This is a genomic window from Thioalkalivibrio sp. ALJ21, assembly GCF_000378605.1.
Lineage (GTDB): Bacteria > Pseudomonadota > Gammaproteobacteria > Ectothiorhodospirales > Ectothiorhodospiraceae > Thioalkalivibrio.
Genome location: NZ_KB905155.1, coordinates 747,706 through 761,610, shown reverse-complemented (window position 1 = coordinate 761,610; position 13,905 = coordinate 747,706). Strand labels below are relative to the sequence as shown.

General features: G+C 65.4%; 15 protein-coding genes and 1 pseudogene. 14 read left to right on the top strand and 2 right to left on the bottom strand.

Features of this window, described 5'->3' with window-relative positions; all coding sequences use genetic code 11:
• Nucleotides 1-16: 16 nt before the first annotated feature.
• From flhF to F579_RS0103485, 14 genes and pseudogenes are all read left to right on the top strand, one after another.
• Nucleotides 17-1,088: pseudogene (gene flhF, locus F579_RS0103550) on the top strand (flagellar biosynthesis protein FlhF); the annotation flags it as partial.
• A gap of 159 nt (nt 1,089-1,247) precedes the next feature.
• Nucleotides 1,248-2,072 (top strand): MinD/ParA family protein, encoded by an 825-nt coding sequence (locus F579_RS0103545; protein WP_019025578.1) that lies wholly within the window; start codon nt 1,248-1,250, stop codon nt 2,070-2,072.
• Nucleotides 2,069-2,830 carry an RNA polymerase sigma factor FliA gene (locus F579_RS0103540; protein ID WP_019024245.1) on the top strand — a complete coding sequence of 254 codons (762 nt, stop codon included), beginning with the start codon at nt 2,069-2,071 and terminating at the stop codon, nt 2,828-2,830. Before F579_RS0103545 ends, F579_RS0103540 begins: the two co-directional genes overlap by 4 nt.
• A gap of 59 nt (nt 2,831-2,889) precedes the next feature.
• Complete coding sequence (gene cheY, locus F579_RS0103535) at nt 2,890-3,270, top strand: chemotaxis response regulator CheY (protein WP_012982575.1); 381 nt, start codon at nt 2,890-2,892, stop codon at nt 3,268-3,270.
• Between the two features lie 102 nt (nt 3,271-3,372).
• Nucleotides 3,373-4,149, top strand: a complete 777-nt coding sequence (locus F579_RS0103530; RefSeq protein ID WP_019024246.1) for a protein phosphatase CheZ — start codon at nt 3,373-3,375, stop codon at nt 4,147-4,149.
• 79 nt (nt 4,150-4,228) lie between these two features.
• A complete protein-coding gene (locus F579_RS0103525) occupies nt 4,229-6,379 on the top strand; it encodes a chemotaxis protein CheA (RefSeq protein ID WP_019024247.1) in 2,151 nt (716 codons plus the stop codon).
• A gap of 2 nt (nt 6,380-6,381) precedes the next feature.
• Nucleotides 6,382-7,488: a chemotaxis response regulator protein-glutamate methylesterase gene (locus F579_RS0103520; RefSeq protein ID WP_019024248.1), complete on the top strand. Its 1,107-nt coding sequence runs from the start codon at nt 6,382-6,384 to the stop codon at nt 7,486-7,488.
• A complete protein-coding gene (locus F579_RS0103515; protein ID WP_017926410.1) occupies nt 7,489-8,232 on the top strand; it encodes a flagellar motor protein in 744 nt (247 codons plus the stop codon).
• A gap of 7 nt (nt 8,233-8,239) precedes the next feature.
• Nucleotides 8,240-9,157, top strand: coding sequence for a flagellar motor protein MotD (motD, locus tag F579_RS0103510; RefSeq protein WP_019024249.1), 918 nt, complete (start codon nt 8,240-8,242; stop codon nt 9,155-9,157).
• Nucleotides 9,154-9,960: a ParA family protein gene (locus tag F579_RS0103505; protein WP_019024250.1), complete on the top strand. Its 807-nt coding sequence runs from the start codon at nt 9,154-9,156 to the stop codon at nt 9,958-9,960. Before motD ends, F579_RS0103505 begins: the two co-directional genes overlap by 4 nt.
• Nucleotides 9,957-10,688, top strand: a complete 732-nt coding sequence (locus F579_RS0103500) for a chemotaxis protein CheW (protein ID WP_019024251.1) — start codon at nt 9,957-9,959, stop codon at nt 10,686-10,688. The genes F579_RS0103505 and F579_RS0103500 overlap by 4 nt, the downstream gene beginning before the upstream one ends.
• Nucleotides 10,689-10,772: 84 nt before the next feature.
• Nucleotides 10,773-11,231, top strand: coding sequence for a chemotaxis protein CheW (locus tag F579_RS0103495; protein WP_018139245.1), 459 nt, complete (start codon nt 10,773-10,775; stop codon nt 11,229-11,231).
• A gap of 97 nt (nt 11,232-11,328) precedes the next feature.
• On the top strand, nt 11,329-11,547 hold the full coding sequence (locus F579_RS0103490) for a hypothetical protein (RefSeq protein WP_019024252.1): 219 nt from the start codon (nt 11,329-11,331) through the stop codon (nt 11,545-11,547).
• 94 nt (nt 11,548-11,641) lie between these two features.
• Nucleotides 11,642-12,061 (top strand): DUF2802 domain-containing protein, encoded by a 420-nt coding sequence (locus tag F579_RS0103485; protein ID WP_019024253.1) that lies wholly within the window; start codon nt 11,642-11,644, stop codon nt 12,059-12,061.
• Nucleotides 12,062-12,077: 16 nt separating this feature from the next.
• On the opposite strand, the gene F579_RS0103480 is transcribed toward F579_RS0103485, so the two are convergent.
• Nucleotides 12,078-12,437: an EscU/YscU/HrcU family type III secretion system export apparatus switch protein gene (locus tag F579_RS0103480; protein ID WP_019024254.1), complete on the bottom strand. Its 360-nt coding sequence runs from the start codon at nt 12,435-12,437 to the stop codon at nt 12,078-12,080.
• 9 nt (nt 12,438-12,446) lie between these two features.
• Nucleotides 12,447-13,682, bottom strand: a complete 1,236-nt coding sequence (locus F579_RS0103475; RefSeq protein ID WP_019024255.1) for a flagellar hook-length control protein FliK — start codon at nt 13,680-13,682, stop codon at nt 12,447-12,449.
• Nucleotides 13,683-13,905 lie beyond the last annotated feature (223 nt).

The following is a 13,905-nucleotide window of genomic DNA, read 5'->3' as shown; positions in this document are numbered from 1 at the left end:
GTACCGGGCACGCGACATGCGCGATGCGATGCGGCAAGTGCGTGAACAGCAGGGCGAGGATGCCGTGATCCTGTCGAGCCGCCGTGTCGATGGCTGGCTGGAGGTCGTCGCGGCGCTGGAAGATGGGGATGCGGGTGTCCCGGAGCGCGAGCAGCAGGCCGCGGTGAACGCGGTCCATACCCCGCGCGAGGCGCCCCCATCCGCGTCGCGTCCGAGCCCAGGCTCGGCCTGGCCCGCGGACCCCGAGCTCGCCGCGATGCGCCAGGAGCTGCGGGATTTGCGCAGCCTGCTCACCCGCCAGCACAGCGACAACGAGGCCGCGCAGTGGGCGGCGCGGCACCCGCTGGCGGCGGAGTGCAAGGCACGTCTGATGGACCGTGGGTTCAGCGAGTCTCTGGCGCGCAGTCTCGCCGGCAGCATTCTCGACGACAGCACGGTGGAGCAGGCCTGGGAGCGGCTGCGCGCACGCCTTTCCGGGGCGATCGCGACTCGCCATCCGGATATCCTGGATGAAGGTGGCGTACTGGCCCTGGTGGGGCCTACGGGGGTGGGCAAGACCACTACACTCGCACGCATTGCCCTGCGTCAAATCCGTCGTATGGGTGCGGATTCGGTTACGCTGGTCACACTGGATACCCAGCGCATTGGGGCCACGCGCCAGCTGCTGGCATTTGCGCAGATGGCGGGGGTGTCATTGCGGGTGTTGCAGAACCCGCGCGAGTTGCGGGATATGGCCGCGCGGGTCGAGGATGGGCATCTAATCCTGGTCGACACCGCCGGGCAGGCACCGTCGGCGGTGGGTGACGAGTCCCTGTTTGCTGGCTGGCCGGACCGCGTGCGCTGCGAGAGCTGGCTGGTCGTCTCCGCGACGACCCAGGCCGCGGCGCTGCGGCGGGTGCTGGACGCCTTCCGCAAGACAGAGCCGGCAGCGCTGGTACTGACTAAACTCGATGAAGCCGAACAATTGGGGGAGACGTTGTCGGTATTGCTCGATCAACACCTGGGCCTCACCTTTGTCAGCGATGGGCAGCGGATTGCCGAAGACTTCCACCGGGTCGAAACGGGCGATCTGACCCGGCGGGCGCTCGGCGAAGAACGCAGCCCCGCGCGTCGATCCTCCCGCGATGAACGATGGACCGATGCCAGCCTGGCGGAGTTCTCGAATGCTGGCCGCAGTGCGCCATCGCCGCGCCGTACTCAGGATGCGGGCGTTCTGGAGATGATCCATCCGGTGGGGAAAGGACGCTATGCCACGCACTAATCAGCCGTTGAAGGTCATTGCGGTTGCCTCTGGGAAGGGAGGCGTCGGCAAGACCAACGTGTCGGTCAACCTGTCCGTGGCGCTCGCGCGACTGGGTCGCGAGGTCATGCTGTTTGATGCCGATCTGGGGCTGGCCAATGCGGACGTGCTGCTCGGGCTGCGACCCGAGCGTACCCTGCATGACCTGGTGACCGGGCAGGTGGACGACCTCCAGGATGTCCTGATTGAGGGCCCGGACGGAATCAAGGTCATACCGTCGGCCTCGGGGATCGCTGCGATGGCGAATCTCACTCAACTTGAGCATAACGGTCTGATCCAGGCATTCAGCGCCTATTCCAAGCCGCTGGATGTGCTGGTGGTGGATACGGCAGCCGGCCTGCAGGAATCCGTGACGACCTTCTGTCGGGCGGTCCAGGAGACCCTGATCGTCGTCTGCGACGAGCCGGCGTCCATCACCGATGCCTATGCGTTGATCAAGGTACTGCACCGCGATCATGGCATGCGGCGTTTCCGGCTGGTCACGAACATGGTCCAGGATCGCGCGGGCGCCGAGCGCTTGTTGCAGAAACTGACCACCGTTTGCGACAACTACCTGCCGGAAGTCATCCTGGATCTCGCCGGTTACATCCCGATGGACGAGCATCTGCGCAAGGCCGTACAGAAGCGGGCACCGGTCGTGCAGCAGTATCCGGGCAGTCCGGCGGCCAAGGCCTTTGCCGAGCTCGCCCGTACGGTCGACCGCTGGCCGGTGGCCCGTGGTGCCGATGGTGGTGTCGGGTTTTTCGTTGAACGGATGCTGCAGAGCGCATGATGTCGCCGCGTAATCGCCTCCCCGGATACGAGAGCGTGGCCGCGACAGGCCACGAGCAGCGCGTTGCGGAGCATATCGAGCTGGTGCATCGCATCGCGCATCATCTGATGGCGCGTCTGCCTTCCTCGGTCCAGGTCGACGACCTGATCCAGGCCGGCATGATCGGCCTGCTGGAGGCCGCGCGGCAGTTCGAGGGCGGGCAGGGCGCGACGTTTGCGACGTATGCCGGGATTCGCATCCGCGGCGCGATGATCGACGAGTTACGCCGCAGTGACTGGACGCCGAGATCGGTACACCGCAACAGCCGCAAGATCGCCTCGGCCATCCAGACCGTCGAAGCCAGAGAGGGGCGCGCGGCGCGCGGGGTCGAAGTGGCCGAGGAACTCGAGGTCCCGATCGACGAGTATTACTCGATGCTGCAGGACCATGCCGGCGCCCATCTGTTTGCGCTGGACGACCTGGGCGGCACCGATGGTGAGGCCGACCGCGTGATCGAGGGACAGGAGGCCTCGCCCTCGCGCACGATCGAGGCCGGGGAATTTCGCGAGGAGCTGGCCGCCGCGCTGGGCGATTTGCCCGAACGCGAACGGCTGGTGCTGTCGCTTTATTACATCGAGGAGCTCAACCTGCGCGAGATTGGCGCGGTGCTGGGGGTGACCGAGTCGCGCGTCAGCCAGATCCGCAGTCAGGCCGTCATCCGATTGCGCGCGCGCCTGGGTTCCTGGCTCGAAGACGGCGAGGCTTTGCAGTTATTCTGAAGGCCAAGCTCTAGTACTCACATGAATCATTTATCCCGGAGTGACCTGTGGACAAGGGAATGAAAATTCTCATTGTGGATGACTTCTCCACGATGCGACGGATCATCAAGAACCTCTTGCGTGATCTTGGCTTCAACAACACGCAAGAGGCCGATGACGGCAGCACGGCACTGCCGATGCTCCAGAACGGCGACTTCGACTTTCTGATCACCGACTGGAACATGCCCAACATGCCGGGGATCGACCTGCTGCGGGCGGTTCGTGCCGATGAGAAGCTGAAGACGATGCCGGTGCTGATGGTGACGGCGGAGGCCAAGCGTGATCAGATCGTCGAGGCGGCCGAGGCGGGCGTGAACGGCTACGTGGTGAAGCCCTTTACCGCGGAAACCCTCAAGGAAAAGATCGACAAAATATTCGAACGCATTGAAGCGCAAGGTTAACTTGGGTTTCGGTGTCGAAATCTCCTGGTCCGGGCCAATGCATGACCGGGAGATCGATCCCGGTCATCACGTTCGGGATGGGGAGCGAGCAAGGGGCTTTGGATGACAGACCAAGAACAATCGATCGGTGAGCAGCAGATCGCTCGCGCGCGTGAGCTCGTGCAGGTTCTGGAGGCAGGGGATGAGGTGTCCGCACGCGCGCTGATCCAGGATCTGGCGCGCCCCTACGACCGCGAACTCTTCGACGAACTCGGAAAGCTCACGCGCGACCTGCACGAGGCCTTGCAAAGCTTCCGGGGGGATTCGCGGCTGGTCGAGCTGACTCAGGCCGAGATCCCGGATGCCCGTGAGCGTCTCAATTATGTGGTCACGATGACCGAGAAGGCCGCACACGAGACCCTGACCGCCATCGAGACGAGTCTCCCGATTGCCGAGTCGTTCAGCCAGCAGGCCGGCCAACTAACGGCGAAGTGGACCCGCTTTCGCAAACGGCAGCTCTCGGTCGACGAGTTCCGGGAGTTCGCCCGCGAACTGGACGAGTTTTTTGCTCAGGCCAACGACGATACCGAAGAGCTGCGGCGCCTGCTGTCGGAGGTGCTGATGGCGCAGAGTTACCAGGATATTACCGGGCAGGTCATCCGGCGCGTAATCCAGCTCGTGACGGACCTGGAGGAGAACCTGGTCACGCTGATCCGGCTTTCCAGCGGTCGCATGGAGACGGTGGAGGCGGCGGAGAAGACGCTGGATGACGATGCCGACCGGCGCGAGGGCGATCGGCGCGGACACGGGCCAGCAGTGCCGAAGACTCAAGATTCCGGCCAGGATGTCGTTCAAGGACAAGACGAGGTGGACGATCTGTTGTCCAGTCTGGGCTTCTAGGCAGCCCGCTGATTCCTGAATCGGCGGCTTCCCGGCGCCCATCCCTTAACGGCAAGCCTCACCGGAACGGAGAGACCGAATGGCCATCGACCCCAACGACGAAATCCTTCAGGACTTCCTGATCGAGGCCGGGGAACTGCTCGAAGGACTCAACGAGCAGCTGATCGACTTGGAACAGCATCCCGATGACCGGGATCTGTTGAACGCGGTATTCCGCAGCTTCCACACGATCAAGGGCGGCGCGGGCTTTCTGAGCCTGGATCCGCTGGTGACGGTCTGCCATCACGCAGAGGACGTGTTTAATCTCCTGCGCAACGGGGAGCGTCAGGTCGATGGTCACCTGATGGATACCATGCTGCGGGTCCTCGATACGCTGAACGTGATGTTTGGCGACCTGCGCTCCGGGGTTGATCCGACGCCCGCGGAGGCCGATCTGGTCGAAGACCTGCGGCGGATGGCCAAGAACGAAGACGTAGCCGGTAATTCCGAACCCGACGCAGCGTCGACGCCAGATGTACCCCCCGAACCGGAGCCGGAACCGGAACCGGCACCCCCCGCCGAGGTGGAAGCGAGCGCGGTGGCTGCGGGCGATGCTGCAGGGGATGAGTCGGGACTGGTCGGTGCCGATGACGAGATTACCGACGACGAGTTCGAGGCCCTGCTGGATTCGCTGCACGGCGACGGTGCGCCGCAGGCGGGCCAGGACGCCTCTACGTCGTCGACCGAGGACGCAGGGTCGTCCAGCACGGATCCGGATGCAGCCGGGCCAGGTGGCGACGGTGAAGACCTGATTTCCGACGATGAATTCGAGAATCTGCTGGACGAGTTGCAGGCGCGAGGGAACGGGCCTCCTGCCAGTGCAACGCCGGCACCCGCTGCCGCTGAGTCGTCCACGCAGGAAGAGCCGAGCGCAGAGCCCGAAGCCGCCAGCGCGGCACAGGAACCGCCGGCTCCCGAGGCCAAGCCACAGGCTGCCAAGCCTGCGGCCGCGGCGGCCGGCGCCCGGCAGGCCCCTCAGGGCGAGGCCTCGGTCCGTGTGAACACCGAACGGCTCGACGAGATTATGAATCTGGTCGGCGAGCTGGTGTTGGTGCGTAACCGCCTGAGCATGTTGCGAACCCAGCATGTGGACGACGAGCTGGGCAAGGCCATTAGTTCGCTGGCGTTGGTGACATCGGATCTTCAGACGTCGGTGATGAAGACCCGTATGCAGCCGGTCAACAAGGTATTCAATCGCTTTCCGCGGGTGATCCGCGATCTGTCGCGCAGCCTGGGTAAGGAGATCGAGCTGGAGATTTTTGGCGAGGATACCGACCTCGACAAGAACCTGGTCGAGGCGCTGTCCGATCCGCTGGTGCATCTGGTGCGCAACGCCGTGGACCACGGTATCGAGACCCCGGAGGTGCGCGAGAAGGCCGGCAAGCCGCGCAAGGGGACGGTGGTGCTTGGCGCGGCACAGGAAGGCGATCACATCGCGTTGCTGATCAAGGACGATGGGGGTGGCATGGATCCGCATGCCCTACGGCGCAAGGTCGTCGAGAAGGGGCTGATGGAGCCCGCGATGGCCGAACGGATGACCGATCGTGAGGCCTTCAACGTCATTTTCATGGCCGGGTTCTCCACCAAGACCGAGATCTCGGATGTATCCGGTCGCGGGGTGGGGATGGACGTCGTCAAGACGAAGATCTCGCAGCTCAACGGGACCATCGAGATCGATTCCGAGATTGGGGTCGGGACCACGCTGCGGGTGAAGCTGCCGCTGACCCTGGCGATCCTTCCTGCGTTGATGGTTATCCTCGACGGGCGGCGGTTCGCGATCCCGCTGGCGTCCGTCTCGGAGATCCTGGACCTGGATCTGACCAAGACCCATTACGTGGATGACCAGGAGGTCATTGTCGTCAGAAATCAGGCGCTTCCGGTTCACTATCTCAAGCGTTGGTTGAAGCCGGGCTTCATCCCCGAAGCGAAACCGGAATCGCATGTGGTCGTGGTGCATACCGCCGATCGCAAGGTCGGCCTGGTCGTCGATGATCTGGTGGGGCAGGAAGAGGTGGTCATCAAGCCGCTGGGGCAGAACTTGCAGGGCGTGAAGGGGCTGGCCGGCGCGACCATCACGGGTGATGGAGGGATTGCGCTGATCCTGGATGTCGCCGATCTCGTGGGTTTGTTGACGCACACGATCCCGTCGGCGGGCCGCACCCGGCGGCCTGCGCAAACAATCGAGGGCTAAGGATGCCGGTTAAGGTACTGGTGGTGGATGACTCCGGGTTTTTCCGCCGCCGCATCAGTGAAATTCTGGACGCCGACGCGGGGATCGAGGTCGTCGGCAGCGCGGAGAACGGCGAGGAGGCGATTCGCAAGGTCAAGGAACTGGACCCGGATGTCGTGACCATGGACATCGAGATGCCCGTGATGGACGGCATCACCGCGGTGCGCCGGATCATGGCCGAGAACCCTCGGCCGGTACTGATGTTCTCGAGTCTGACCACCGAGGGAGCCCAGGCGACCCTGGATGCACTTGAGGCGGGGGCGGTCGACTTTCTGCCGAAGCGCTTCAGTGACATCGCGTCCGACGAGGACAGCGCACGCATGATGCTGCGCCGGCGGGTACGCAGCCTGTCACGCAGCCGGGCCCGTTCCGTCAGCCAGCCGGGGAGCGCACGACCAGCGGTCGAGGCCCGCCCCTCTGCGCGTCGTGAAGAATCCGACCGCAAGGCGGCCGAGGTACAGCGACAGGCACCGCCGGTCGGTCGGCCCGCCGTGCCGCTGCGGCAGGTCCGCGCGGTGCTGATCGGGACGTCCACCGGAGGCCCGGTGGCCCTGCAGGAGGTGCTCAAGGCCCTGCCGGCGAACTTCCCCCAGCCGATTCTGCTCATTCAGCACATGCCTGCGAGCTTTACGCCGGCGTTTGCGGAGCGCCTGGACGCCATGTGCCAGATCCGGGTCAAGCAGGCACAGGATGGTGATGTCATGCGTCCCGGGGTGGCCCTGCTGGCCCCTGGGGGCCTGCAAACCACGCTGGAGCGTGGCAGCCAGACGACGGTGCGGGTAACCGAGAGCCCGCTGGGTACGATCTACAAGCCCAGCGTGGATGCGGCGTTCAGCTCGGCGGTCGAGGCTTTGCGCGGACAGGTGCTGGCCGTGGTGCTGACCGGGATGGGCGCGGACGGGCGCGAAGGTGCACGGGCGCTCAAGGGCGCCGGGGCACAGGTGTGGGCACAGGATGCGGCCACGTCGGTGGTGTATGGGATGCCGGCCGCGGTCGCGGAGGCCGGGCTCGTGGACCAGGTGTATCCGTTGCCGGATGTGGGCCCGGCGCTGGTCAAGGGGTTTTGCTAGATGGATATTCTGAGCCTCATCGGGATCACCCTGGGGCTCGTCGCGGTGCTCGGGGGGAGTATCGCGAAGGGGAGTGGTCTGGGCGCACTCTGGAACGCGGCCGCGTTCGTGATCGTGGTGCTGGGGACTCTTGGGGCCACGCTGGTGCAGGCCCGCATGGCGGTGTTTCTCCACGGGATGCGCATTCTGCCTTGGGCGTTCAAGCCACCGCGGATCGACAACGAGGCGATGCTGGCGCGCATCGTGGAGTGGTCCAATGTGGCGCGCAAGGAAGGGCTTCTGGGCCTGGAGACGCTGGCCGACGAGGAGAGCGACGAGTTCGCGCGCAAGGGGCTGCAACTGCTGGTGGACGGCTCCGAGCCGCAGACCATCCGGCAGATCCTCGAGGCGGATCTGGATAACCGCGAGCATTTCGATACCCAGGGCGCCAAGGTGTTCGAGAGCATGGGGGTCTATGCCCCGACGCTTGGCATTGTCGGCGCCGTAATGGGGCTGATGGCGGTGATGCAGAACCTGGCCGACCCCAGCAAGCTGGGGGCGGGGATTGCCGCGGCCTTTGTCGCGACGATCTACGGGATCGCGTCGGCCAACCTGCTGTTCCTGCCGGTGGCCAACAAGCTGAAATCGATCATCCAGAAGCGCTCGCAGCACCAGTTGATGCTGATGGAGGGTCTGATCTCCATCGCCGAGGGCGAGAACCCGCGCAACATCGAAAGCAAGCTTAGCGGCTTCATCCACGAGTGAGGTCGCGATGGCCCGGCGCAAACGCCATGAAGAAGCGGAGAATCACGAGGCCTGGGCCATCCCGTATGGGGACTTGGTCACGCTGTTGCTGGCATTCTTCGTGGTGATGTACGCGATCTCCTCGGTGGATGACGGCAAGTATCGCGTGCTGTCGGAGTCGCTGGTGGATGCCTTCCGCGCGCCGGCGCAGACCGACCCGATCCAGGTCGGTGAACCGACGGTGTCGCGCGAGCAGTCCCTGGACGAGATGCGCGCACTGGTGCCGATTGATGTGCAGCCCGGCATCGTTGACGACGGTGTGGCGCCCATCGACATGGCCTTTTCCGGGCTGCTGGACGATGCGGGCACGGATGACGAGTTGCAGGAATTCCTGGAGGCACTGGCCGAGGTCGCCGACGAGCTGGAAATGGCGATGGCCCCCTTGATCGAGGATGGCGACCTCCGGGTAAGCCGGGAGGCATACTGGCTGGAGATCGAGATCACCAGCCGCCTGTTGTTCGGGAGTGGTTCGGCCACGTTGAATCCCGAGGCGCGGACCCTGCTGGACGAGGTCGGGGCGATCCTCGCGCCGCGGGTGTCGCGGGTGCACGTCGAGGGCCATACGGACAATGTCCCGATCCAGACGGCGGTCTATCCTTCCAACTGGGAGCTTTCGTCGGGACGCGCCGCGGCCGTGGTAAGCGTGTTTGAAGACGCGGGCATCGAGCCGAAGAATCTGGTGGCCCTGGGGTATGGTGAGCATCGTCCGGTCGCGAGCAATGATACCGAGCAAGGACGGGCGGAAAACCGGCGGGTGGCCATCGTGGTCCTGCCCGGCGCGCGCCCGCGCGAAGACGGGGCGCAGGAACCCGAGCAATTGCGCGAAGACCTTCCGCTCTCGCCGGTTGCACCAACGATGGATGGGGACGAGGGGGATACCGAGTGAAGATCTGGGCGGTGGCCAACCAGAAGGGCGGGGTAGGCAAGACCACGACCACAGTCACCCTGAGTGGTCTGTTGTCGGGTCCGGAACAGCGCGTCCTGATGGTCGACGTCGACCCCCATGGCTCGCTGACGGCCTATTTCGGCCACGACCCGGAGACCGCCACCCGCGGTGTGTACGAGCTGTTCAGCCAGTGCGCAGAGGGGAAGCGTCCTGATCCGCGAGGGCTGATCCGCGAGACCCGCTTTCCGGGGCTGGACCTGCTGACGGCCAGTACGGCACTGGCCACACTCGATCGGCAGCTTGGTACGCGCAGCGGGATGGGCCTGGTGCTGCGCCAGGCGCTGGAGCAGGTCGCCGACCAGTACGACTACGTCCTGATGGACTGCCCACCCATGCTGGGCGTGTTGATGGTCAATGCCCTGGCGGCCTGTGACGAGCTACTGGTCCCGGTGCAGACGGAATTCCTTGCCCTCAAGGGCCTGGAACGCATGATCAATACCCTGAAAATGGTCCAGAAGTCGCGCAAGGCCGAACTGCTGTACCGGATCATTCCCACCCTGTTCGATCGGCGCACCCGGGCCGCGCACGAGGCGCTTGCCGAGTTGCGCCGACTGTATGGGGATGAGGTCTGGCCCGGCGTGATTCCGGTCGATACCAAGTTCCGCGATGCGTCGAGTGCCGGCCAGCCCCTGTGCTTCATGATTCCTGACGCCCGTGGGGTGCTGGCGTACTCGGACTTGCTGGAGGCAATTGGCGGTCAGCTTTCGCAGCCGCATGCCCGGGCCCGGAGGCAGAAGGGATGAACCATTCGCGTGATGACAACCTGGCGCTCAAGGCGGAACCCGAAGCCCTGCATGACTATTTTGGCAGCCTGCTGGACGAACCGGCGCCGGTCGCCCCGGCGCACCTGCTGCGCCCGGATATCCTCGAACCGAGACCAGCGCCCGCTGAACCGGAGCCGGTCGCCGTACCCGACGTCCCCGTGGTGGCCGAAGCGGTTGCGCCCCCGGCACCCCCGCGCACGATTGTCGAAAGCGAGGAGTACCCGCGTCCGTCCGAGCGATTCTCCGCGCTGGTGCTGGAGGCCGGGAATCTGACTCTGCTGGCGCCGCTAGCCTCGCTGGGCGGTGTTGCACCGCTCGACGATCTGGAGGTGCGCCCCACGCCCAACCACTCCGTCTGGTATCTGGGCCTGGCGGACACGAAACAAGGGCGGGTACAGCTGATTGATCTCGCGGCCGTGGTGACGCCCGAAGACAGGGAGTATGAGCCGGAGACGGCCCGCCACGTCGTGTTCCTGGCCGGTTCGCGCTTTGCGCTGGCCTGCCGCTCGATTCAGGGGACCCGCGTGATCGAGCCCCAGAATCTGCGCTGGCGCAGCCATCGCAAGCGCCTGCCCTGGCTGGCCGGGGTGGAGCGCGAACAGATGGCCACTCTGCTGGACCTGGAGGCCCTCGACCGGACCCTGGACCAGGGTAGCTGGGAAATGGGCGGGGCTCCGGACTCAAGCCGGGACGAGCGCGGCCGATAACGTATTCAGGAACCGAACACCGGGCCCGCAACAGGGTTCGCGAGCGACGAGGAAGACATGAGCAGCGCACAAGACGTAGAAGCGATGGCCAAGGCCGATACGGCCCCGTATGTGACGTTCAGTCTCGCGGAGGAGACCTACGCGATTGACGTCCTGCAGGTGCAGGAGGTGCTGAAGGTCACCGAGATCGCGCCCGTTCCCGGTGTGCCGGACTATATCCTCGGCATCATCAACTTGCGGGGCAACGTCGTGACCGTGATCGACGCGCGCCGCCGCATGGGGCTGGAGGACCGCGAGCCGGACGAGGCCTCGCGCATCGTGATCATCGATGTCGACAACCAGAATGTCGGCATCCTGGTGGACTCGGTCTCGGAGGTCGTAAGGATCTCGCTGGATTCGGTCGAGCCTGCTCCGGAAGTCGGGAACGACGATAGTTCGCGGTTCATCCAGGGGGTCACGAGCACGGAGCAGGGGCTGACGATCCTGGTCGACCTGAACAAGCTCCTGTCCGACGAGGAATGGGCGCAGCTGCGGGAGTTGTAGAGGGGCGGTACATTCGGCGAACAGGAACCGCCGCGCAGTAGAACGGATCAAACCGGTGGATGGCTCCGGAACACGGCATGCGGGGGGAGGTGGGACGATGGTGGATGAACTGCAGCCGGATCGAACGGTTCGCCCCGTGCAGCCGCCGGCCACGAACTCCACGGTTCGCCCGGTCCACACCACCGTGCCCGGGCGGACGCTCAGTGATGACCACGATCGGGACCCGGTGCTGCGTCCGGCCATAAAGCCCGCACAGCAGCGCTCCCCGCGTGATCGCAAGCGACCCCGCAAGGGCTTGATCGACGATTACGCCTGATTGTCCGGTTCACGGGGCCGCTGGATCGCCCCGGCTGGTGTATCCAGCCATTTCACGCGACAATCGCCTCTGGACCGTTTGGAGTATTGGGCCGATGGGGGAAGGCATTCTGGTTTGGATTGTCGCGGCAATCGCTTTGGTGGCGACCGTCGTGGCAGTGCTGGCCGTTTCGCTCGTGCTGACCTTGCGGCGCCAGCTTGCGACGTTGCGCCAGGACTATCAGCGCCAGGCCACCTCGGTGATGGCCCTCCAGGGCGCGATGAAGGTCATCTCCCAGGGGGTCGTCAATCACAGCCAGGCGCAATCCGCGGTGCAGCGCGCGCTGGAGCGCCTCAATGACCAGCAAAGCGAACTCCGGGCCCGCGACGCCGATGATGGCGCCTATCAGCAGGCGATCGAACTGATCCGCCAGGGCCGCGAGCGGGAAGAAGTCCGCCGGATGTGCGGCCTGACCACCACCGAACTGGATCTCCTGTACAGCCTGCACGCCCCCGGCTCTGCGGGTCGTCGTTAGCCCCTCCTGTGTGCCTTCACTCGCCCGACGTTGAATCGTCGCGGCGGTAGCCCTGTTCGCGGTCCTCGGGTGTGATCCCCGCAAGCACAAATACAAACGCCAGCACCTCGGCGACGGCGACATAAAGACTCTCCGGGACCTCTTCGCCCAGCGGTACCTGTGCGAGTGCCTCGGTCAGGCCTGGGTCCTGGTGCAGGGGAATCCCGTGTTCCTCGGCGATCCGCAGGATCTGTTCGGCAGTGACACCACTGCCACTCGCGGTAATCCGCGGCGCCCGTTGCCGATCCCATTCCAGCGCTACCGCTTGCGGGCGGCGGGGACCGCGCGGCTCCACGTACGGCTCGTCGTGCTCGTCAGGGGGGCGTCGCTTGCTCATCTCAAGCCTTCAGGCGCGTTCATCCAGCAGCCCGTCACGCAAGGTAAGACTCGCCGGGTCCTGTGGCTCCACCTGACCCTCACGCACCGAGAGTGATCCGACGATCAGGTCACGCCCGACCAGCCGCTGGTGGAGTTCGGGCGTGCCGGCGCGCAGGCGCTGGGCGGTTTCCGGGCGTTCTGCGGTGAAATGAACGGATACCCGGTCGTCGCGCAGCGCGAGGGCGACACGAGTGGGACCGAGTGCCTGCAAATCAAGATCCAGCACAAGGGTCCATCCCTCCGGGCGTTCGGGGGGGCGGCCGGCCTCGTGCTGCAACTGGCCGGCCAGCGAGTGAAGCCCTTGCGGGCTGCGAAAGGGCAGTTCGAAGAACCAGCGGGGATGCGATTCGTCGTCCCCCTGCGCGCTGGGTTGCAGTGAGTGCAGCTGCAGCGTGGTAATACGCTTCAGCATCCCCTCGATGAGCCCGGCCAGCGCTCCCATGGGAGGCAGCCCCGCCGCAGTGGGCGCGGGTGGGGCGGGGGTTGTAGTCGCGGGTGTTGGCAGAGGGGCGCGGGTCTCGGCCGATTGGCGCAGGTGTTCGGCGACGCGCAGCAGCTGGGCCTTGAGGTCCTGAGCGGCCGTGCCAGAGGTATTGGTTCGCACCCCCTGGGCGAGCATGGTCTCCAGCCACAGGCCGGACTGCTGGATATGGCGATTCAGGCTATCGGGGCTGGTCAGGCGCACGGCAGGAGGTGTCAGTTCAATCAGGCGGTTCATCGCCGGCAGCAGTCGGGCTTCGCTCGCCGTGGGTGGCGTGCCGGCTGCTATGGCCGTGGCCAGCGTGTTCTGAATTGTTTGCATGCCTCCGGCCAGGCCTCGCGCCCCCGGTATCTGGTGGCGCAACTCGCGCAACAGCCACTGCGTGGCGTCGTGCTGCCCGACCGTCGGAGTCGATGGTGAAGTCGGTGTCGAGGGCGAGGCCGAGCTGGTCGCCGGGGAGGTTCCAGGGGGCAGGGGTAGCAGCCTCACCTCCAGGCGCGGCTCCGTGCGGATCACCTCGGCGAGGGCGATGCGCGGACCGGACTGGTTGCCGGGTAGCAGGGCGTTGGGTAGTGGTGTCGCCAGTTGGGCATTGAAGGTGGGCGCGCGGGTGTCCACGCTTTGCGCGCCGAACGACGTCAGCGGGCGCAGTTGCACTCCCCGTTCGGCGAGCTGCCCGATGATCTGGACCTGTAACCGGGTGCCGGTCTCAAGCGTTGGCATCGCGCTCGCGCGCGGCCCTAACCGATCAAGGCCGCCTGCGGGCATTCCGGTTGGACGAGGGCCGGTAAAGTCGGGCATGGACACTCCGAGTCGCCGGGGAAGCGGCTGCCCGCACAGCAGGCATGTCACCAGCATCGCACACCGCGTCCGCCGCGCCTACGGGCGGGCATCGGAGCGGGGCTTTGTTATCCTGTGTGTTCATTTCGCGAACACATAAAGTAGG